18 protein-coding genes are annotated in these 21,962 nt (G+C 57.8%); 5 read left to right on the top strand and 13 right to left on the bottom strand.

Features of this window, described 5'->3' with window-relative positions; all coding sequences use genetic code 11:
* Window positions 1-513 precede the first annotated feature (513 nt).
* The 6 genes from ACR0MI_RS15050 to ACR0MI_RS15025 all read right to left on the bottom strand — a co-directional run bounded on the left by ACR0MI_RS15050 (window position 514) and on the right by ACR0MI_RS15025 (window position 7,701).
* Entirely contained in the window at window positions 514-1,116 is a 603-nt protein-coding gene (locus tag ACR0MI_RS15050; RefSeq protein ID WP_170616303.1) for a nucleotidyltransferase family protein, read from the bottom strand.
* A 31-nt stretch (window positions 1,117-1,147) separates the two neighbouring features.
* A complete protein-coding gene (locus ACR0MI_RS15045) occupies window positions 1,148-3,565 on the bottom strand; it encodes a GcvT family protein (RefSeq protein WP_170616305.1) in 2,418 nt (805 codons plus the stop codon).
* Between the two features lie 147 nt (window positions 3,566-3,712).
* Window positions 3,713-5,020, bottom strand: a complete 1,308-nt coding sequence (locus ACR0MI_RS15040; RefSeq protein ID WP_170616307.1) for an HlyC/CorC family transporter — start codon at window positions 5,018-5,020, stop codon at window positions 3,713-3,715.
* 62 nt (window positions 5,021-5,082) lie between these two features.
* Window positions 5,083-6,036, bottom strand: a complete 954-nt coding sequence (locus tag ACR0MI_RS15035; RefSeq protein WP_170616310.1) for a tyrosine recombinase — start codon at window positions 6,034-6,036, stop codon at window positions 5,083-5,085.
* Between the two features lie 2 nt (window positions 6,037-6,038).
* Window positions 6,039-7,562 (bottom strand): hypothetical protein, encoded by a 1,524-nt coding sequence (locus tag ACR0MI_RS15030; protein ID WP_170616312.1) that lies wholly within the window; start codon window positions 7,560-7,562, stop codon window positions 6,039-6,041.
* Window positions 7,552-7,701 (bottom strand): hypothetical protein, encoded by a 150-nt coding sequence (locus tag ACR0MI_RS15025; protein ID WP_170619029.1) that lies wholly within the window; start codon window positions 7,699-7,701, stop codon window positions 7,552-7,554. The genes ACR0MI_RS15030 and ACR0MI_RS15025 overlap by 11 nt, the downstream gene beginning before the upstream one ends.
* Before the next feature lie 79 nt (window positions 7,702-7,780).
* On the opposite strand from ACR0MI_RS15025, the gene ACR0MI_RS15020 reads away from it, so the two are divergent.
* Together ACR0MI_RS15020 and aroB are read left to right on the top strand one after the other, a co-directional pair.
* Window positions 7,781-8,368, top strand: a complete 588-nt coding sequence (locus tag ACR0MI_RS15020) for a shikimate kinase (protein ID WP_170616314.1) — start codon at window positions 7,781-7,783, stop codon at window positions 8,366-8,368.
* Entirely contained in the window at window positions 8,369-9,481 is a 1,113-nt protein-coding gene (gene aroB / locus ACR0MI_RS15015) for a 3-dehydroquinate synthase (protein ID WP_170616315.1), read from the top strand. It abuts the gene before it with no gap.
* A 13-nt stretch (window positions 9,482-9,494) separates the two neighbouring features.
* On the opposite strand, the gene ACR0MI_RS15010 is transcribed toward aroB, so the two are convergent.
* Window positions 9,495-10,565, bottom strand: coding sequence for a site-2 protease family protein (locus tag ACR0MI_RS15010; RefSeq protein ID WP_170616317.1), 1,071 nt, complete (start codon window positions 10,563-10,565; stop codon window positions 9,495-9,497).
* 18 nt (window positions 10,566-10,583) lie between these two features.
* Window positions 10,584-11,087, bottom strand: coding sequence for a single-stranded DNA-binding protein (ssb, locus tag ACR0MI_RS15005; RefSeq protein WP_170616319.1), 504 nt, complete (start codon window positions 11,085-11,087; stop codon window positions 10,584-10,586).
* A gap of 208 nt (window positions 11,088-11,295) precedes the next feature.
* Here ssb and ACR0MI_RS15000 point away from each other — a divergent pair, with 208 nt between their 5' ends.
* The 3 genes from ACR0MI_RS15000 (at window position 11,296) to ACR0MI_RS14990 (ending at window position 14,050) form a co-directional block, all read left to right on the top strand.
* Window positions 11,296-11,874, top strand: coding sequence for a lytic transglycosylase domain-containing protein (locus tag ACR0MI_RS15000; RefSeq protein ID WP_170616321.1), 579 nt, complete (start codon window positions 11,296-11,298; stop codon window positions 11,872-11,874).
* A gap of 97 nt (window positions 11,875-11,971) precedes the next feature.
* Window positions 11,972-12,934, top strand: a complete 963-nt coding sequence (locus tag ACR0MI_RS14995; RefSeq protein ID WP_170616338.1) for a LuxR C-terminal-related transcriptional regulator — start codon at window positions 11,972-11,974, stop codon at window positions 12,932-12,934.
* A 129-nt stretch (window positions 12,935-13,063) separates the two neighbouring features.
* Window positions 13,064-14,050 (top strand): MBL fold metallo-hydrolase, encoded by a 987-nt coding sequence (locus tag ACR0MI_RS14990; RefSeq protein ID WP_170616341.1) that lies wholly within the window; start codon window positions 13,064-13,066, stop codon window positions 14,048-14,050.
* 119 nt (window positions 14,051-14,169) lie between these two features.
* Here ACR0MI_RS14990 and ACR0MI_RS14985 read toward each other — a convergent pair whose 3' ends face one another.
* The 5 genes from ACR0MI_RS14985 to miaA form a co-directional block, all read right to left on the bottom strand.
* Window positions 14,170-16,257: an ABC transporter ATP-binding protein gene (locus ACR0MI_RS14985; RefSeq protein WP_170616343.1), complete on the bottom strand. Its 2,088-nt coding sequence runs from the start codon at window positions 16,255-16,257 to the stop codon at window positions 14,170-14,172.
* A 97-nt stretch (window positions 16,258-16,354) separates the two neighbouring features.
* Window positions 16,355-17,818, bottom strand: coding sequence for an ABC transporter permease (locus ACR0MI_RS14980; protein ID WP_170616345.1), 1,464 nt, complete (start codon window positions 17,816-17,818; stop codon window positions 16,355-16,357).
* 12 nt (window positions 17,819-17,830) lie between these two features.
* Window positions 17,831-18,877, bottom strand: a complete 1,047-nt coding sequence (locus ACR0MI_RS14975) for an ABC transporter permease (RefSeq protein ID WP_170616347.1) — start codon at window positions 18,875-18,877, stop codon at window positions 17,831-17,833.
* A gap of 135 nt (window positions 18,878-19,012) precedes the next feature.
* Entirely contained in the window at window positions 19,013-20,683 is a 1,671-nt protein-coding gene (locus tag ACR0MI_RS14970; RefSeq protein WP_170616349.1) for an ABC transporter substrate-binding protein, read from the bottom strand.
* A gap of 341 nt (window positions 20,684-21,024) precedes the next feature.
* The gene (gene miaA, locus ACR0MI_RS14965) at window positions 21,025-21,924 is read right to left on the bottom strand and encodes a tRNA (adenosine(37)-N6)-dimethylallyltransferase MiaA (RefSeq protein ID WP_170619027.1); all 900 of its coding nucleotides are present in this window, start codon (window positions 21,922-21,924) and stop codon (window positions 21,025-21,027) included.
* Window positions 21,925-21,962: the final 38 nt, after the last annotated feature.

Raw genomic sequence — 21,962 nt, 5'->3', positions numbered from 1 at the left:
TGTTTGGTAAACAAAGGGGTCGCGCAAAGTTGTGCGGATCAGTAAATCGCTTTCAGGTTGTGAAGAGATATTATCTACTGACTAGACCTGAGTGTAACGCATTTTCTTTTTGCCGTTATTGATCACTCCAAGCAATCATAAAACATCGGTTTGTAACTTGGCCATAAGAGCGTAATCGCGTTAAAGTTGATCTTCAATAAGCGAGATGTTGCGCAAAAACTACCTGAATTCCTCGAAATTAACCGTTTCTTCCAATTTTAGATTGTTTGAAAGGGTCGGATAAGCGACGATGAAATTGTCCAAGCGAGGGGGAGCCAGAAGCACTAGGGGGTGCTGAAGGCTTACTCAGTACCAGAAGCGCTGAGCGGCATGTTAACGAGGGGGTCTTGTTTAGGTTCGGCAGCGTAATACCCGATAGCCTTGTAAGGTGGTTGGGTCGCGCTTTTGGAATTGGTGAAAAGTGGTAGTCTTGCTTTTGGGCAACCGGCCCGGTCGACAACGACCGGGCCGCGTCTATTTCGGGGGCCGTGTTCTGTGCCACTCGTCCCAGTCTTCTGGTGTATCCAGATCCAGCAGCGCGTTGCGTCCGGGCAGGCGGTGCAGATGAACCCTGTTGGAATTTGCACGCACAACGGATTGCGCGCCCTCGTCGCCCTTGAGCTGGCTCAGTAACGAAAAAAGCTTGTGGTCGAAAATGACAGGGTGCCCCGGCTTTCCGTTTTCTGTTGCACCGCGCCAGATCAGTTTGTCCGGATGAGCTGTGACACAGGCTGCGACCGCCTCCAGATCATTGCCTGTTAATTCCGGAAGGTCCGCCAGCAGAACCATGACGGCTTTGGCTTCGGTTGGGATAGCGGCCATGGCACCGCGCAGGCTGGCGTTCATGCCTTCATCGGCATCCGGGATTTCCACCGCATGAACATCGAGTCCCTTTACGGCCCCGTAACGCGCATGCGGGGCGGGAGGCACCGCAACAAAGACCGGCCCGACTGCCAACGCAGCCCGGGCCGAGCGGCGCAATAAAGGGATGCCGTCGACATCCTGCATCAGCTTGTCCGTACCGCCCATGCGGCTGGATTGCCCTGCGGCCAGAAGAATGACGGGTATCTGATTCATTCCGCCATCATGCTGGGGCTGCAGCCCCGAGTCATCCCCGCATCCGCGCACCATCCGCATCGAACAGCGGTTTTGAGATCACGTGCGCCTTGCGCATCTGGCCAAGTATTTCGATTTCAACTTCAAGTCCGTCGTGGGCGCGGTCAGCGGGCAGAAACCCCAGGGCGATAGATTTACCGGCGTAATGTGAATATCCGCCGGACGTGCAGAACCCGACAACTTCGTTGTCCAGCCAAATCGGTTCGTATGCGTTTACATCCGTGTCCTCCGCGTCGACTTCAAAGGCTACAAGCTGGCGTGTGGCACCGGCTTCCTTTTCGTGCTCGGCTGCCGCGCGGCCAATGAAATCAGCGTTTTTTGTAAACGAGATGAACCGATCCAGTCCGGTTTCCGCAGCAGTGTAATCCGGTGAAAACTCACGCATCCACGAGCCGAAAAACTTATCCAGACGCAGGCTCATCATTGCGCGCATGCCAAACGGCACCATTCCAAACGGTTGACCGGCCTGCCACAAGGTCTGCCACAACTGTCGTTGGGCCATTGGTTCGCAGAACACCTCGTACCCCAGATCGCCGGTATAGCTGACCCTCTGAACAATGCAGTCGGTCATGCCCACCGTCATGCGGCGTACATCCATGAACTTCCGGCCTGATACGTCGTCCCGCGTACAGGCTGCCAGAACATCGCGGGCCAGGGGGCCCGCGACCTGAAATCCGTTCAGGCGATCGCTGATGTTTTCAATCTCGACATGTCCGGTTTGGTTCTGCCGGAACCAACGCATGTGAAACGCCTGGCTGCCGTAAGAGGCGGTCAGTTGAAATTCTGTTTCACCCAGACAGGAAATGGTGAAATCACCGATCAGTTTTCCTTTGGGAGAAAGCATCGGAGACAGGGACAGCCGCCCGACTTGCGGAATTCGTCCCGCCATGATCCGGTCCAGCCAGGCCCGGGCATCAGGTCCCGTGACGCGGTATTTTCCGAAGTTGTGAACCTCGTTGATACCTACGGCTTCACGAACCGCGCGCACCTCGCGGCCGGTGGCCTCGAATGCGTCAGAACGACGGAAAGACGGGGTTTCGTAGTCCGGTTCATCACCCTGGGCAAAGTAGTTGGGAACTTCCAGCCCGAATTGCTGGCCCCAGACCGCGCCCATGTTGCTGAAAATGTCATACATCGGTGTGGTTCGGTTTGGACGCGCAGCGGGCAGTTCCTCGTTCGGGTAGGCGACGCTGAACCTTTTCTGATAGTTTTCAATCACCTTCGGGCGGGTGTAGCCGGGGCTTATCCAATCGCCAAAGCGGGCAACGTCCATGGCAAAGACGTCCCGTTCGGGTTCGCCTTCGATCATCCACTGCGCCAGCGTCAGGCCAACGCCACCGCCCTGGCTGAACCCGGCCATCACGCCACAAGCTGACCAGTAGTTGCGCATGCCCGGCACCGGCCCGACCAGAGGGTTCCCGTCAGGTGCAAAGGTGAACGGGCCGTGGATCACGGATTTCACGCCCGCTTCGGCCAGAACGGGGAAGCGTTTATAGGCAAATTCGATACTGTCAGTGATTTTGTCATAATCATCGGGCAGCAATTCGTGGCCGAACTCCCACGGGGTTCCGTCCACGGCCCAAGGCTTGCAGGGCTGTTCATAGAAACCGATGCAAAGACCGCGTCCTTCTTGCCGCAGATAGCTTTCGCCAGCGGGGTCCATCACATGCGGGTGTTCGCCGCCTGCGTCAATGATTGCTTCGATCTGCGGGATCGAGTCGGTAACGAGATACTGGTGCTCCATCGGATGCAGCGGGAAATAGATACCCGCCATCGCCCCGACCTCGCGGGCCCACAAGCCGCCAGCGTTGACAATATGTTCGGCGTGGATCGTACCCTTGTCGGTGACGACATCCCATGTGCCGTCAGATCGTTGCCGGGTTTCCCGGACCATGCAATGGGTTTCGATCGTGGCCCCGCCCATCCGGGCCGCCTTGGCATAGGCATGGGTCGTACCGGACGGGTCCAGATGCCCGTCGAGCGGATCATACAGCGCGCCGATGATGCCTTCGGTGTTGGTGATCGGCGCAATCTTGCGGATTTCTTCGGGCCCGACGATTTCAGTGTCCAGTCCCATGAACCGATGTTTGGCCCGTTCAGCCAGAAGCATGTCAAACCGGTCCTGATTATCGGCAAGCGTGACTCCACCCACGTGATGCAGCCCACAGGACATGCCTGTGATCTCTTCCAGCTCTTTGTACAGGCGGATGGTGTAGCCCTGAAGGGCAGCCATATTGGTGTCGCCGTTCAGTGTGTGAAACCCCCCGGCCGCGTGCCAGGTGGATCCGCTGGTCAACTCTGACCGTTCCAGCAGCATAACATCTGACCACCCAAGTTTGGTCAGGTGGTACAGGACCGAGCATCCGACGACACCGCCGCCGATCACGGCAACCCGGGTTGTGAGATTCATGATTTGCTCCACAAGGTTTTATGCCAGTCTGTATCGGCGGGCAGGGGATGCAACGCCAAATACGACATTGGGTGTCGCTTGGGCACGCAAACAATCGATTGCGTTGGGAGGCCGGACTCCTGCGGCTGGCTGCTATAGCATCCTGCTTCAGAGTGGGCGGATCTTCAGCCCGGTGATCCGGTTGCCTTCCCGCGCGGTGACTTCAAAGCGGAACCCGTGGAAGGAAAAGACCTGTCCGACAGTCGGGATCATCTGCGCCTCGTGAATGACCAGGCCGGCGACGGTGTTGGCCTCTTCGTCGGGCAGGGTCCATTCCATCGCGCGGTTGACGTCTCGGATCGTCATCGCGCCTTCGACCAGAAACTGCCCGTCATCGGTCCGCGTAATCGCTATTTCTTCGTCCAGATCGAACTCATCGGCGATTTCGCCCACGATCTCTTCAAGAATGTCCTCAAGCGTGATCAGGCCGCGGAGCGAGCCGTATTCATCGACAACCAGTGCAAAATGACTGTGCATGCGCAGGAATTCCCGCATCTGATCGTCCAAAGTAGTGGTTTCGGGAACGAAATACGGATCGGTGGCTACCTTGGAGATGTCGAAGGACTTCAGCCGGTCTGTGTCGCCGTCGTGTCCGCCCACCTGGGCATACATGGCGCGAAACAGGTCCTTGGCGTGCACGACGCCGACAATGTTCTCGGGCTCGTCGCGGAAGACGGGCAAGCGGGTGTGCGGGCTTTCCAGACATTGTTTCAGAATTTTTTCGGGCGCGTCGTCCGCATCGATCATTTCGATATTGGATCGATGCAGCATGATCTCTTCCACCGCGCGATCGCCCAGATCAAGCGCGCCCAGAATACGGTCCCGGTCTTCTTTTTCGACCACGCCTTCGGAATGTCCCAGATGCAGGGCGCCCGCGATTTCTTCGCGCACGGCAAGGATGTTGCTGTTGGGGTCAATCTGAACGCCAAACAGGCGCAACACGCCGCGCACCAGCAGACGCACCGCCGCGACGACAGGGGAAAACACCGTCACCACGATTCCGATGATAGGAGCCACCGCGGCGGCTGCTTTTTCCGCGTTCGTGATGGCATAGGTCTTTGGCAGAACCTCGGCAAAGATCAAAACCAACAAGGTCATCACCAGCGTTGCCAGCGCCACACCGCTTTCGCCGAACAGTCGCGTAAAAAGTGCCGTTGCCAGCGAGGCGGCAAGAATATTGACCAGATTGTTGCCCAGCAGAACCGAACCGATCAGGCGTTCATTGTCGTCGGTAATGTCCAACGCTTTTTGCGCACCGCGTGATCCCTTGTCGGCTTGTACCCGCAGCTTGCCGCGGGATGACGCGGTCAATGCCGTTTCGGATCCCGAAAAGAAGCCTGACAGAACAAGCAAAAATAGGATTGCGCCGGTGGTGAACCAAAAAGCGCCGTCGATCAGTGAAGAAGTGGGTTCCATTGTTCTTTATTGTTGATGCGGTTGCGATTGTTATGGGGGTGCCACCCCTCCGGATCAAGGGTTTAGCCCTTGTTGTCCGGGTCTTTCGCCAGCGGGTGATGCTCCAACACCAGTTCTGACAGGCGTTCGTCCAGAACATGAGTGTAGATTTCCGTGGTCGCCACATCCGCATGACCCAGCAAGGTCTGGATCGACCGAAGATCTGCGCCATTGGCCAAGAGGTGGGTGGCAAAAGCATGGCGCAGAGTGTGCGGTGTGACCTTTTCGGGCGAAACACCGCCCTGAACCGCCAGTTCCTTGACCAGCAAAAAGAACCTGTGCCGTGTCAAATGGCCGGACTTGCCCCGGGACGGGAACAGAAACCGGGATCTTTGCCCACCTTTCGCGACCGTTTGGTCTTCGGCCTCGTCCCGCAGGGGCAGCCATGCCGCCAACGCATCGCGGGCAGGCGGGGACAGGGGCACCATCCGCTCTTTCCCGCCTTTGCCCAGAACCAGAAGCATGCGCGGATCGCCACGCGCCGATGAAACCGGCAGCGAGACCAGCTCGGTCACACGCATTCCCGTGGCGTAAAGAAGCTCCATCAGGCAGGTATTGCGAACCCGATCCGCGACACTGCGCCCGGTTTGGCGTGCGGCGTCCAGCAGCCTGTCGACCTCGGGTACATCCAGCGTTTTGGGCAATCGTTTGGGCCGTCCGGGACCCTTGATCTGAATGGCCGGGTTGGTGTCGCGCCAGCCTTCCTCGAAGGCGAACCGGTACAATTGCTTGATGGCCGATAATCGCCGCGCGCGGGTCGAGCGAGACAGCCCCTGTGCGTCGCAATCGATCAGATAGGCTTCGATCCGGTCCCTGTCGGCGTCAGCGAAACTCGAAGACCGCCGCTCCAGCCAGGCCGCAATATCTTTCAGATCACGCCCATAGGCCAGCAGGGTGTTGGTTGCCGCCCCAAGCTCGGCCGCCTGAGCCTGTAAAAAGGTGGAAATCCATAGGTCCTGAGTGGCCGGGGATGCCATTCTCAAACCCCTTGAAGGATCAGCAACTGAAGCGCCGCGCGACGGGCTGTATCTTCAAGTCCGACGCGGCGCAAAGTGGCGATGGCCGCGGTCAGGTCCACAAGATTTCCGCGTGCACCATGGGCAAAAAGGGTCATGGCCTCCAGAATGGCCTCGCCCAGCTGATCATTGACCAGCAAGGTTTCGATGTCGGATGGGATCGGTGCGGCCCAGACAAACCCCTCGGCAACGGCATCTGCAAGTGGAGATGGTGATTTGGCACGACCGGGATCACCTTGGGCCAGTGCTGCCAGAAACTGTGTTCCTTGTTCCGTTTCCGGTATGTCAATTGCAGCGGTTTCGTACAATTCAGACAAAAGCAGAATGCGCCAGCGCAAGGCTTCGGATGCTTCATCTGGCAGCGTAACCCGCGACAGCCGTTCGGCAAACAGTTCGGCAAAAGGAACTTCCAGCCCGATGTCGTGCATCTGGTTCCAGACCGTCAGCAGGGCTTCGGCAATGGAGTAGGGGTTCCCGGTTTCAAGCGCGCTTTCAAACCGTTGAACAGCCGCAACCCGATCCCAGACCGCGCCCGACGCCGCAGGTTTGCGTTCGGTATAAAGGCCAAGCAACTGATTGGGGGTCAAAGCGCCGATTCTCGTCAAACGTTCGGCTGCCTCGATCTGGGCTTTCCAGCCTGCAACATCGCGCAGGTCCGCGTTTGCAAATGCTCGGGGCAAAGGGGCCGAGGGCAAGCGTTCGCCAATGGCTTCAAACAGCCGGAAACTCAGCGGATCGGGGTTTTCAGGCTGCGGCAGATAGGCGGCCCCTTCAAACAGTTCAGGGCTAAGGAAGCGATCAAGAACCGCCAGATCTTCGTCGGGCAGAATTTGCAACGCATGCGCGGCTTCCAGTGTCAGCGCGGCCGAGACCCAGTCTCCGCGGCGCGCCTTGCAGAAGATTTGAGCAGCGTAGTCGGTCGACAGATAAGGCTGTGCAATCAAAGCGGTGCAGCTGCGGTCCTCGTCGCCAGTCAGAAGTGTGGCGTCAAACCAACGCTGAAATCGCGCTTGGCTATCGGTTGGTCCGGCAAGCTGAACCAGAGACTGGGCAGGATCAGCGGCCCCCAATTGCATCAGCCGGTCCAGGCGGGCCAATAACAGCGTTTCTTCCGCTTCTGGTCCCGAGGGCGCCCGCGCTTCAGATAGCAGCAGGGTGAACAGCAACCTTTGCATGGCTGCATTGTATTTGACCGGAACATCCGCAATCAGCTCGGCCAAACGATCTGGATCGCTGTTCTGCCACAGATCGACGGGCAGCCCGGTGACCGATGATGACACGAGGCCCAGCGGTTGCGACAAAGCCTCGAGCGGTGTGACCTGGACGTCGGGCTGAATGCCGGTCTGGGTAACCGGGGGTTCCAGCAGAACTGTACCTGGCAGGTTTTCGGGCGGATCGGTCAACCAGTCAATGGCCGAGAGAGGTTCCTGTTGCGCTTGCGCCGTACCAGCCAGAACCAGCAAAACCGCCGCTGCTTTAATTCGCATCCAAATCAACCGGTTCGCGTATTTCACTTTGCGGGGCAGAGAAGTCCGCGCCGAAGTAGGGGCCAACATAGGTATAGGCGACCAGCCCGATGAAACTCAGGCAAATGATATATATAACGAACTTGATCAAGCGGCCCATGGCTCAACGCTGCCTCAATTTTTGATTTTGACCAAGTTATAACTGGCAATTTTCACAAGATCACGTCATTCACGGTGAAATGAGCGAAATTAAGCATAACACCCGCACGGTTGACCCGTCAGCAGGCTTTGCACTGCACAAAACGGTTGTTTTGGTGGGAATGATGGGTGCAGGAAAGACGGCCGTGGGTCGCGCCCTTGCTGCGCGGCTTGGCGTGCCCTTTCTGGACAGCGATGCCGAAATCGAATCGGCGGCGAATATGACGATCCCGGAAATCTTTGAACGCGATGGTGAAGCCTTTTTCCGGACCAAGGAAAGCCAGGTCATCGGGCGTCTTCTGGATGAGAAAAAAGGCATCCTCTCCACCGGCGGTGGCGCATTTTTGTCGGGGGATAACCGACGGATGATCAGCGAACGTGGGGTGTCGGTCTGGCTGCGCGCCGATCTGAATGTGTTGTGGAACCGCGTCCGGCACAAAGACACGCGCCCCTTGCTGCGCACGGCTGATCCGCACGCGACCTTACGCGCCTTGTATGAAGATCGCGTGCCGGTCTATGCGCAGGCTGATCTGACCGTTGTTTCGGACGGCGAAATTTCGATCGACAATATGGTGAACCGGGTAATCGAGTCTTTGATGACGCGCCCGGACGTTCTGGAACAAAAATAAATGCATCAAACCGTAAATGTGGAACTTGGAGATCGGTCTTACGACGTTGAGATTGGACCCGATCTGTTGGCGAAGTCCGGAGAGTTTATCGCGCCCTTGCTGCATCGGCCAAAAGTGGCGGTTTTGACGGACGAGAATGTCGCCGCATTACACCTGGATGGTTTGCGCGATGGGTTGCAACCTGCAGGCATCAGCATGAGCGCGCTGGCACTGCCCGCCGGCGAGGCGACTAAAAGCTGGCCTCATTTTGAACGTGCGGTCGAATGGCTGCTGGCGGAAAAGATCGAACGGCGCGATGTCGTTGTCGCACTCGGCGGTGGCGTCATTGGCGATCTGGCCGGATTTGCCGCTGCGGTGTTGCGGCGCGGTGTGCGGTTCGTGCAGATCCCGACCTCGCTGCTGGCGCAGGTCGACAGCTCGGTCGGTGGAAAGACGGGCATCAACGCACCCCAAGGCAAAAACCTGATTGGCGCGTTTCACCAGCCCTCACTGGTGCTTGCGGATACCTCGGTCTTGGGCACCATGACACAGCGGGACTTTCTTTCGGGCTACGGGGAAGTGGTAAAATACGGCCTGTTGGGCGATGCCGCGTTCTTTGAGTGGCTTGAAACGAACGGGCCTTCGGTATCGGCGGGCGATATGCAGGCCCGTGTGCACGCCGTTACCCGGTCCGTCCAGATGAAAGCCGACATCGTTGCGCGCGACGAGACTGAGCAGGGTGATCGAGCCTTGCTGAATCTTGGTCATACATTCTGTCACGCGCTCGAGGCGGCAACGCGATATTCGGACAGGCTTTTACATGGGGAAGGTGTCGCCATTGGATGCGCCCTGGCTTTTGAACTGTCCTCGCGGCTGGGGATATGCTCGCAGGAAGATCCCAGCAGGGTGCGGGCACATCTTCGGGCGATGGGGATGAAAACGGATCTGGCTGACATTCCCGGTGAATTGCCGGGGGCCGAGGCTCTGGTGGATCTGATGGCGCAGGACAAGAAGGTCATTGATGGACAATTGCGGTTTATTCTGGCGCGCGGGATAGGTCAGGCTTTTGTGACCTCTGATGTTCCGCGCGATGCGGTCCTGTCCGTGCTTGAGGATGCTCTTTCAATCAGCTGATTGAAAGGCGCATTCAGCGGCCGCGCAGAACCATCAGCTCACCAATATTTTCGCGTGTGATATACCCAATCATGCGCCCACCGGCAGTTCGAACGGCAATTGCGGGTGCGCCTTTGTGCAGACCATCCAGAACGGTTTCCAGGCCACTGGTCAATTGAACCGACGGAATATCCGTCTCCATAATCGAAGTGGCAGGGTCTGATCTGGGACGATCTCCCTCAAGAGCGGCAAATAGGCGGTTGCGGGTCACGAATCCCAATAGGGTTCCGTCGGCTTCAATCACCGGAAACTCGTGCTGCGTGGTATGAATGACGGCCTGCGCCGCAGTGTCGAGCGTATCGTCGGGCGAAAGCGGATGAAATTCGGTGATCATGGCGTCGCGCGCCAATACCCGCCGGGCCACAGATCGCATTGCGACATCCTGACTTTCCGCGTTGGCCGCGATGAAAACAAAGACAGCTATCAGCACCAGAATGGGGTTGCCTGTATTCAGGCCCAGAAAGCCCAACCCAATCGCCACAACTTGCCCGCCCATTGCTGCGACGCGGGTGGCTTTGACCCGGTCCATCTTGAGGCATAGCAGGGCCCGGAAAACGCGTCCGCCATCCATCGGAAATGCCGGGATCATGTTGAATGCAGCAAGCAGGAGATTGATATAGGCCAACCGGTTCAGAAGTCCGATATGGACCGAGTCGATCTGGGCCATCGTTTCAATGGGCATGCTGGCCCCAAAAGTGACCAGCACAAACCAGATCACGATATTGACCGCCGGCCCGGCCAGCGCCACCCAGACCTCTTGCATAGGCTTTTCCGGCATGCGTTCAAGCCGAGCAAGGCCACCGATGGGCAAAAGGGTTATGTCGGGGGTTTTGATGCCGAACCGCCGCGCCATAAGCGCGTGCCCGAACTCGTGCGCCACCACACAGGCAAACAGCAGCAGGACAAAGATGATGTTTTGCAGGGCTGCGTTCCATCCACCCTGCGTATAGGCCGCGAACCCGATCCAGGCGAGCAACAGGAAAAAGGTGACATGGACCCTCAGTTCGGACCCGAGCAGCCGGCCGAGAGAGAAGGACCATGTCATGATATGTCTCCGCTATGCTTAGAACGGAATCTCGTCGTCGTCGATTCCGCCTGATGCAGGGGACGGTGCGCTGGACTGGCCGCCGTAGGAGTCGCCATAGCCTCCGCCGGCCTGACCACCGCCATAGCCACCGGACTGGCTTCCGCCATATCCACCACCGCCGCCTTCACCGCGGGCATCCAGCATGACCAGGGTTGAGCCAAATCCTTGCAAAACAACTTCGGTCGAATAGCGCTCCTGGCCAGACTGGTCCTGCCATTTACGCGTCTGCAACTGACCTTCAAGATAGACCTTTGAGCCTTTGCGTAAATACTGCTCGGCCACGCGAACCAGACCTTCGTTGAAGATTGCAACCGAGTGCCATTCGGTCCGTTCGCGCCGCTCACCTGTATTGCGGTCCTTCCATGTCTCGGACGTGGCGATGCGAAGGTTGCAGACCTTGCCGCCATTCTGGAATGTTCGCACTTCAGGATCGCGGCCAAGATTGCCGACCAGAATGACCTTGTTGACTGAACCCGCCATGTATTTCCCCGTACTGTTCTGACTTGATCGCGCCCGAATCTGGCGCCTGTGTTCCTGAGCGACCCTATACGGACTGCGATCCGGTTGAAACCGAGTTGATGGTTACAACACCCGGCGGGAAAACTCTCAGGATTTGTTTACCAAGCTTTCATTATTGGCTGGAATACCTATACTCCGGCAGAGTTTTGAGTGAGCAGGATAAGCATAAATGCGGTCTATGATTGGTGGCTTCTTTGTTCTGGGCCTCTTGCTGGCGTCGGTTCCAGCCAGTGCGCAGACGTTGTCCAGCAAAAGCCGCAAGGACATATTCCTAAAGCAAGCCAAAGTCCTGGATAGCAGATCCGCGACCCAGTACCGCGGGTCCGAGCGGCTCAAACCGAAATCCGCCCAGGGGAAATTCAACAAACGTTATACCGGCAAATACCGGGGGCAATATCTGGCGCTGGCCCGCGACGCTGCGCGCAAGCACAGCATCCCCGAAGATCTTTTCCTGCGGCTGGTGCAGCAGGAAAGTGGCTGGAACCCGACAGCGAAGTCCCACAAGGGGGCGCTTGGGCTGGCGCAACTCATGCCACAGACCGCCAATCTGCTGGGGGTCGATCCGCTTGATCCAAAGCAAAATCTGGAAGGTGGCGCGCGGTACCTGTCGTGGCAATATCGCAAGTTCAAATCCTGGCCACTGGCTTTGGCGGCGTATAACGCCGGCCCCCTGGCCGTGGAAAAGCACGGGGGAATACCGCCATATGCGGAGACCCAGAACTACGTGAAGGTGATTTGGGGCGGCTGAAATGGCCTCGCTGCACTGCGGAGGGGCGGCTTCTTGATCGCCGGGTGACGGTCGGCCTAACCTGAGAGGGAAAGCTCCACCACCAACGAGGCATCCGATGCCACACAATCGCCCGGACATCCCGCAAGGTACAATGGCCAATTGGCAGCGGTTGGTGGATCTTGTGGCGCAGCTTGCCGATGTTCCGGCCAGCCTGATCATGAAGACGGATGCGCCCGATCACAGGGTTCTGGTCACGTCCGAACACCCGCAAAACCCCTATCCCGTCGGCATGAATTTTCAACTGCACCCGAAGCTGTATTGTCAGGGCGTCTTCGAACGCGACGGTGAACTGGTTGTCGAGGACGCGACATGTGACCCGGTCTGGAACGAAAATGAAGACCTTGAACACGGCATGTCCTTTTATATCGGGTTGCCGCTGAAGTGGCCGGACGGCGAGATATTCGGAACGATCTGCGTGCTGGACCGCCACCGCAACCGCCGCGCGCTGCTTTTCCGCGAGGGATTGATCCAGTTCGCCCGCATGGTCGAAGCTGATTTGGCTTTGTTGCAGGAGGTTTATCTGCGCCGCGCGCTTGAGGCGAAACTGAATGAGACGCTGGCGCAACTGGAAGACAGGGTTCAATCCCGCACGAAAGAACTGCGAGAGACCAACACAGCCTTGCGTGTATTGTTGTCCAGCCTCGACGACGACCGGAAGAAACGGGACCAGAAGATTGTCGAGCAGGTTCGGGCCATGGTTCTTCCGTATCTGCACAAACTGCGCGATCATCTGAACGCAGAAGACGCATCTCACGCGTATCTGGATCTTGCCGAGGATAATCTGAAACAGATCACCTCGGATATCTCTGACAAGTTGTCGGACGCGTTTTCGATCATGACACCGACAGAAATTGAAATCGCCCAGCTTGTTATGACGGGAAAGACCACCAAGGACATAGCCAAGGTTCTGTGCCGCGAAACTTCGACTATTGATTTTCACCGAAACAACATTCGCAAGAAACTTGGCCTAGAAGGCCGCGATCAGAACCTGCGCAGCCATCTGCTCACGATTTCGTGAAGGCTCAGTATGGGGAACGCCCCCATATTACCCCCCGATATTTCTCGTCTGAGAATGGATACCTTTGCTTGTTAGCCTGCCTGTGAAGGTGCGGATCGTACCGCACCTAACCAACACGGAGGTCAACACATGGATCGCAAGGATCTGAAGCCAACAATCATGAATGGATCACGGGACACACTGGCACCCGGCCTGTCGCGCCGATCATTCTTTCTGGCTGCTGGTGCGGCAGGTGTGGGGGCAGGGGTGTCTCTGGTTGCCGGATCGCCGGTACAGGCGCAATCGCAAGCCTGGCTTCAGCCCGGGAACAACAACCACGTCATCGACCTGCAGGGCTCGACCGGTCAGGCTTCGACCGGCGCTGTGGGGATTGATTATTACGGTCACTGCGCAATCAAGATCACATCGCCAAACGGGGCGACGGTTCTGTTCGACCCGTGGCGTGACGATCCGTCCGGTGCATGGGGTCTTTGGTTCCGCAATGAGTTTCCGCAGATATCCGTGGACATAACCATGTCGACCCACGCGCATTTCGATCATGATGCGATCGAACGGCCGAGTTCGACCATGGTGCTGGACAGGATGGTGGGAAACTTTGAATTTGCCGATCTCAAGATTACCGGGTTTGCGGACAAGCATGCCTGCGTTGCGCCGGGCTGGTATGACTGGACCAATGCGCTGGCGGAATTCGGAGCCGAGGCCTGCCCGCCGAACAATGTCGGCCACATGGACATGGTCGTCTACCTCGTCGAAACCGGCGGGATCCGCACCCTGATCTGGGGCGACAACCGCCACAATCCGCCGCAGGAATTCTGGGATGCCATCGGGCAGGTGGATGTTCTCACCCTGCCGGTGGACGGATCCCAGCACATCCTCAGTTATGATCAGGGCAATGATATCGTGGCCGGGCTGAAACCCAAGGTAATCATCCCGACCCATTACCTGAACGAAGTGACGTCATACACGCTGACAACGTTGCAGTCCGCAGATGAATGGGTGAAGGCGCAAAAGAGCCATACGATGCTCGACAGTGCCGGTCTGAAACTGGAGGCCGGCGAGGTCGCAGGCATGGATCAGGAATTCATGCATTTCGGAAACAACGTCCTGACCGGGTGAGCACAAATCTGGCCGGGGCTACCACTCACAACATATCCCGGGCGCCGTCCCAAAAATATGCGGCGCAAAAAAACAAAGGCCGGTCTGACGACCGGCCTTTGTCAATCGATTCACGTTGTCTATTCTGCGGCAATCTTGATGACCGGCTCCATTCGGGCAAGGATATCCTCGGCCAGATGACATTTGACCTGATGACCGTCTGCCAGTGTCTGGACGGGCGGGACGCGTTGCTCGCACAGCCCATCCGGAACCTGTGACTTCCACCGACAGCGGGTCTGGAACGGGCATCCCGGCGGCGGGTTCATGGCCGACGGAATATCGCCTTCCAGAACGATGTGCTCCTTTTGGATCGACGTATCCGCGATGGGCACCGCGCTCAGCAGGGCTTCGGTATATGGATGATATGGTGGCGCAAAGACCTGATCTGTGGTCCCAAGTTCGACCACATGGCCCAGATACATCACCATCACACGGTCGCTGAGATAGCGCACGATCGACAGATCGTGACTGATGAACAGCAGCGTCGTTTTCTGTTTGCGCTGAATTTCCATCAACAGATCGGTCACGGCAGCCTGCACCGACACATCAAGCGCGGATACGGGCTCGTCCGCCACAACGATGCGTGCGTCACCGGCAAAGGCCCGGGCAATACCGACCCGTTGCTTCTGGCCACCCGACAACTGACGCGGCATGCGGTCGGCGAAGGCGCGGGGCAGTTTCACCAGATCCAGCAGTTCCAGCATCCGCTTCTTGCGCTCTGCCTCGGAATTGCCGACGCCAAAGATCTCCAAAGCGCGAATGATCTGACGCCCCACCGTCATCGAGGGGTTCAGCGTATCAAACGGGTTCTGGAACACCATCTGAACTTCGCCAACGGTCTTGGCGTCACGTTCCTCGATCGGGACCTGTTCGATATTGCGGTTATCCAGAAGAATCTGACCGTCGGTGGCCGTTTCAAGCCCCATCAGGACCTTGGCAAAGGTGGACTTGCCGCAACCGGATTCACCCACAATGGCCAGCGTTTCGGATTCATGCGCCTCGAAACTCAGCGTTTCGTTGGCTTTCACCACCTTCTTCTCGCCGCCACCGAACAAGGCGTTCGCCGCAACCTCGTAGTACTTCTTGAGGTTGTCCATCTTGAGAACGGTTCGGCCGATCTCGGCCTTCTCCTTCTGTTCGCCCACAGTGATCGGGGCGTTCCAGTCGATCTCCTGGAATTTCAGACAGCGCGTGTGGTGCCGGTCATTGCCGGGCACCGCCTGCATCAGGATGTCCTGCGCATCACAGCGCCCTTCCTCGAAATAATCGCAGCGCGGACCAAAGTTGCATCCCGGAGGCCGCTCATGGGGCAAGGGGAAATTCCCGGGAATGGCGACCAGCGGGCGCGAATTCTTGTCCGCCCCCGGCAGAGGTATCGAACGGAACAACGCCTGTGTATAGGGGTGCTGCATCTCGTCGAACACGTCCTTGATCGAACCGCGCTCGACAGCCTCACCCGAATACATCACGCACAGCCGGTCGCAGGTTTCCAGAACCAGACCGAGGTTGTGCGAGATAAACAGCATCGAGGTGCCGTATTTCTTGCCCAGGTCCTTGACCAGTTCGACGACCGCCGCCTCGACCGTCACGTCCAGTGCGGTCGTCGGCTCGTCAAGGATCAGCAATGCCGGTTTCGACATTAGCGCCATGGCGATCACGATCCGCTGCTGCTGACCGCCCGACAACTGGTGCGGGAATGAGTTCAACATCCGCTCGGGGTCGGGCAGACGCACATCGGTGACCACCTCCAGCGCACGGGCATAGGCCTCTTCAGCGCCCACACCCTCGTGGATCATCGGCACTTCCATCAGCTGCTTGCCGATCTTCATTGCCGGGTTCAGCGAGGCCATCGGCTCCTGATAGATCATCGCGATCTCGTTGCCGCGAATGTCGCGCAACTCCTCAGTGGTCATCTCGGACAGATCGCGGCCCTTGAACTTGATCGTACCACCCACGACACGCCCGTTCTTCCCCAGGTCCTGCATGACACCCAGCGCAACGGTCGATTTCCCGCAACCGGATTCACCGACCAGTCCCACGGCTTCGCCTGGCTGCACACTGACCGAGAAATCCATTACGGCGGGAATTTCCCGCAGGCGGGTAAAGAATGAAATCGACAGCTTGTCGATCTCCAGGATCGGGCCGTCATATTCCGCCAGTTTGTTCATTGTTTCCTACTCCCTGATGAAGCTGTTCAAGCGACCAACTTCATCTTTTCGAAAATACTCCGGGGGTCCGGGGGCAGGGCCCCCGGCCTCGATCACATCAGTCCTTCAGACTTTCTTCGCGCAAACCATCTGCCAGCAGGTTCAAACCAAGAACCAGTGACAAGAGCGCAAGTGCGGGCGGAAGGGCCGGGTGCAGATAGATCGACAACAGCTTGCGCCCCTCGTTGATCGTCGAACCCCAGTCCGGGCTTTCAGGCGGCAAACCCAATCCGAAGAAACCCAACGTTCCCAGAAGGATGGTGGTATAGCCGATACGAAGACAGAAATCGACGATCAGCGGGCCGCGCGCGTTTGGCAGGATTTCCCATAGCATGATGTACCAGGGACCTTCACCCCGGGTTTGCGCCGCCGCAACATAGTCGCGTGTCTTGATGTCCAGCGCGAGGCCACGGACGATACGGAACACGGTTGGTGAGTTCACAAAGACCACCGAAACGAACACGACCAGAATACCGCCCGGAATATCGAACAGATCCAGATAAGTCGGCAGGCCCCAGATGCGATAGTCATCGGTGTTGATCACGTAACCGCCTGTCGAAATCAGCGACAGGTACATCCAGATCGCAACGCCCAATACTCCGATCAGAAGTGGCGTTCGGAATTTTGGCCGCGTGTAATAGCGCGAGTTCAGCAGCACCCCAAGGAACAGGATCGGGAACAGGAACAGGACGGCCGCCATGTAGTTCGGCACACCTGTCGCGACGATCTCCGGAGTGACCAGCAGATAGAACAGCAGGATCACGGGGAAGGCCAGGATCAGGTTGGCGAGGAACGACAGAAACGTGTCCAGCCGTCCGCCATAGTAACCGGCCGGCAGACCCAACGTGATCCCGACCATGAATGCAAACATGGTGGCCAGTGGTGCGATCTGCACAACGATCCAGGCGCCCTTGACCATCCGGCTGAACACATCGCGCGCAAGATTGTCTCCACCCAGCAGATACCAGGCGAATTCGCCTTCCTCCAGGTTTGGCAGCGGAGTGCCGGGGACCTTGTTCTTCATACCCGAGACTTGCGCCAGCGGGTCGTGCGTCACGATCAGGTCCATCGCTCCGAAGATCCCGGTAAAGACCCAGAACATGACAAGGCCAAAACCGATCATGCCGATTGGGCTGTCGTACAGTTTGCCGTACAGACCCAGCCGCCGCTTGAAGGCGATCGACATGGCGTAAAGTATGATCAGTGACACCCAGACAGGCAGGAATTGTTGCGAGATGGCCCCGATGATACCGGCACCGGTTCCGAACAGGATGCCCAGCACGATATAGGCAAGCACCAGGCCGACTGAGGCCAGAAAACTAAGGCGCAATGACGACTGTATCAGCCCACGCACCCCGCCGGCCGAGCTGAGCGTGCCATCCGGATTGACGCTCACCTGGGCTTCGGGCAGGACGATACTGGCCAGAATCCAGACCAGGATCGACAATACCAGTACCGCAATCGCGATCATCAGCAGGGGATTCAGAAAGGCGATAGAGCCGGTCCAGCTTAGAGGTTCCATGTTCTATCTCCCTTACGAAATGCGGATGCGCGGGTTGAGGTACACATAGCCGATATCCGAGATCAGCTGCGTGATCAGCACCACGAAGACCGACACGACCGAGATTGCCAGCAACAGCTGAATGTCGTTGTTGCCCGCGGCTTGCACCAGCGCCCAACCGAAACCCTTGTAGTTGAACAAGGTTTCGACGATCACGACACCATTCAGCAGCCATGGGAACTGCAGCATGATGACGGTGAACGGCGCGATCAGTGCGTTGCGCAATGCGTGTTTCATCACGATATTGCCGAACGATACCCCTTTCAGACGGGCGGTCCGGATGTATTGAGCGGTCATCACCTCGGTCATCGAGGCGCGGGTCATCCGGGCGATATATCCCATCCCGTAAAGGGCAATGGTCAGAACCGGCAGAAAGAAGTTCTCGAATGTCGGGGTGTCCATCGCCTGTGTTGCCGTGCCCTTGAACCATTTCAGGCCGACCGTGGACGAGGTGAAGATCGCGATGAAGATAACACCGGACACATATTCAGGTGTCGCTGTCGTGATGATCGAAAATGTCGACAGGGAACGGTCCAGCGCCGATCCTTCCCGCATCCCCGCCAGTACACCGACCAACAGTGCCGAAGGAACCATCAGGACCAGAACCCAGAACATCAGATACCCGGTATTCCCCAGACGCTTGGCGACAATGCTGCCGACGTCGTCCTTGAATACGGTCGAATAGCCCCATTCACCCTGCAGAACGCCGCAATAGCTGGGCGTCGTTTCCGGGGTCGTTCCAGGGCGTACACAGGTGCCGACAAACTGTCCGTCCGCCAGCGTGTTGGTGAACCCGGGGGCAACACCCAGCCATTGGCCGTATTTGATCAGCATCGGCTCTCTGTAGCCGCGGTTTTCAAGCCAGGCTTCCACCTGCTCGTCCGACATCCGCTGGTTGCCCTGTGTCTTGGCCAGTTTTTCAAGATTCGGGTAAAGATTGGTCAGAAAGAAGACCACGAATGTCAGACACAAAGCTGTAAGCAGCATCACGCCTGACCGACGGAGGATGAAAAGTCCCATGATGGCCCCGTTGTTCAGGTGTTCCGCAGATCATTGGACCATTATCTGGCCTCGGACATCCGACCCCGTGTCGGCTAGTCTGCGGCTGGAAAGGGGCGCCCCGATCAGGCGCCCCCGGTTTGCAGTCGGCAGTGTTTAGGCTGCCCAACCCCACTTGTAGTGGTGGTGTTCGAACGACACGTGCATGTCGGTGCCCACCAACCCGTCCTTCATGTGACGGTAGAGTGCGCGCCAGTATGGCTGGATCGTCACACCTTCTTCCTGGATCAGCGCGGCGCCACGTGCAGCGACCTCGCGGCGTTTGTCCGCATCCGCGATGGCAAGCGCTTCGTCGAGGATCGCGTCGAAGTCAGGATTGGACCAGCCGAATTCGTTCCAGGCTTCGCCCGATTTGTAGGCCAGCGCCCAGATCTGAACACCCAGTGGACGGTGGTTCCAGTTGGTCGAGCTGTAGGGATACTTCACCCAGTCGTTCCAGAACGTGTTGCCCGGCAGAACGGTCCGTTTGACGTTGATGCCCGCATCGCGAAGCTGCGCCGCCACGGCGTCTGTCGTGTTGCGGCGCCAATCGTCGTCGATCGAGATTAGCTCGTGCTCGAAATCGGCCATACCGGCCTCTTCCATCAGCTTGCGCGCACCTTCCGGGTCGACCTTCTGCGGCGGCAGTTCAGGGTATTCCGGGTGGATCGGACCGACGTGATGGTTTTCGGCAGTTGTGCCACGGCCGCCATAGCCCAGTTCCAAACAGACCGAGTTATCCACGGCCATCTGAAGCGCCTGGCGTACACGCTTGTCCGCATAGGGTTGCTTGCCGTCAACTTCGGCCAGCTGGTTCGGACGGATTACAATCGAAGCCATGGTGATAACTTCGGATTTCACGTAGCCGAGGCCGTCCATGACGTCGATGAATTCACCAACCGACTCGTACAGCATGTCGACTTCGTCAGATTCCAGAGCCGCCAGCCACGCAGACGGGTCGGTGCCGTAGTCAATGTATTCGATACGGTCGAGCGCCGGACGGCCGAAAACTTCCTCGCCCCACCAGGTATGATCCTCGTTGCGGACAAGAACACCTTTGACGCCGACTTCCAGTTCGCTCATCAGATACGGACCGGTGCCCACGTTGTTCAGCAGGTCATTTTCGCTGAAGGACTGGTGAACGATCGCCGCCGGATAGTCAGACATGCCAGCAATCAGCGAGATGTCGGATTTGGGCAGGTTCAGCTTTACGGTTGTGGGGTCCACAACCTCGATGCCACCTTCGATCGCCTGACCCGTCCCTTCATCGACCAGCGTTGCAAAGCGACCCGCCATCGAGTTGGTTTCCGAGGACTTGTCGCACCAGCGCGCAATGTTGAACGCCACATCGTCGGCCGTGAAGTCGTCGCCATTGTTCCACTTCACACCCGGACGAACCTTGAGGGTATATTCTGTCGCGTCGTCGTTGATTTCCCAGCCTTCCAGCAGCATGCCCCGGAATGTACCGTCCGAGTTGTACTCGACCAGATATTCAAGAGTACCGCGGCTGTAGTTGCCGATTTGCGACCAGTCATAGGTGCGCGGGTCTTTCAGTGCGCGAACCTCGGTCTGAACACGAATAGTTCCGCCTTCCTGTTTGGCATCTTCACCAGCGGCGCGCGCCGGAGCTGCTAGGCCGATCATGCCGTATGCCGCAGCAGCCGTAACACCCAGCCCCGTGGCGCGGGTCAGGAACTCGCGGCGGCTTAGCTTGCCGTCACGGTATTCCTGCGCGTGCATCTCTGCCGCCCAGTGAACTGGTGCCCCGGTCATGGTACGATTTTTCATCAAGATGTCTCCCTGTGGTACATTTGTCGATTTAGTGTGCTCGGAATCAGGCAGACCGGCCGGTCGCATTCAACGAGCATTTGGGTCTTCTTTTTTGGATTCTCACATTCCCCATGAACGTATTCCGCACCAGAATTCGGATTACGTCAATGTTCGAAATCGGCATACAGAGTACAAAAACGACATATGCGCCCCGTTCATCCGGGCGAGTCGCGGCGTGATGGAACTTTTGGAAATGAATACATTCGTACACAAAGTCGTTCGCGACCGGCGAGATTTGGCAAGCCGTGAAGCAACATATTCAAGATGCGCCAGAGTATCCGGCACTCAGTTAGGAATGTTTAGTATCGTTTTGAGAAGTCTACGGGATTCCACTTTCCCATCCTGGCCCTGAACCACGTTCGCTGACGCTTGGCAAACTGCCGCGTGGAGATTGTGGCGCGTTCCCGGGCCTGATCCATAGTCATACGGCCATCAAGGTAGGCAACCAGCTCCGGGACACCGATGGCTTTGCAGGCCGGCAGGGTCGGATCATACCGATCCAGCATCGCTTCAACCTCGTCCAAGGCCCCTGTTTCCAGCATGAGATCAAAGCGACGAATGATACGGTCCAGCAGCCAGTTTTTGTCGACGTCAAGAACAATGGGAACGGTATCAGATAAGGCAAGAACCGGGGGCGGGGTGTCTGCCTGCCACTGCGACAAACTGCGGCCGGTTGCGGTCTTTACTTCCCACGCGCGCTGAACGCGGGCGCGGTTGTTGATGTCCAGCTTGTCCAAAGTGTCGGGATCGACATCTGCGATCAGAGCGGGCAGTTCCATCTTATCCGCTTGCGCCCGCACTTCGGCTGGGGTCGCGGGAATTTCGGCCATTCCTTCAGTCAGTGCTGAAAAGTACAGCCCGGTGCCGCCCACAATTATGGGACGCTCAGCTGAGTTCAAAAGGGGTTTGACCTCGCGCAGCCAGTGTCCTGCCGAATAGATCTGGTCAAATGGTATGTGCCCGTAAAGACGATGTGGCGCGCGGGCTTCTTCCTCGACCGAGGGGCGCGCTGAAACCACCCGCCAGCAATCGTAAACCTGGCTTGCATCGGCATTGACGATGACACCACCGAACTTTTCGGCAATCTGCAGCGCAAGCGCCGATTTTCCTGACGCAGTGGGCCCGGCGATCAGAACAGGCTTGTCATCCGGAACGGGGGGCAACATGTCCCAAAACCGCGATGAGATTGCGTTGGCCATCTGGACTGCCTTATTCCTAACGTTCCGCATTGAACCTG

It is taken from the genome of Ruegeria sp. D4 (genome assembly GCF_056534475.1).
This window is presented reverse-complemented; position numbering and strand designations above follow the sequence as displayed.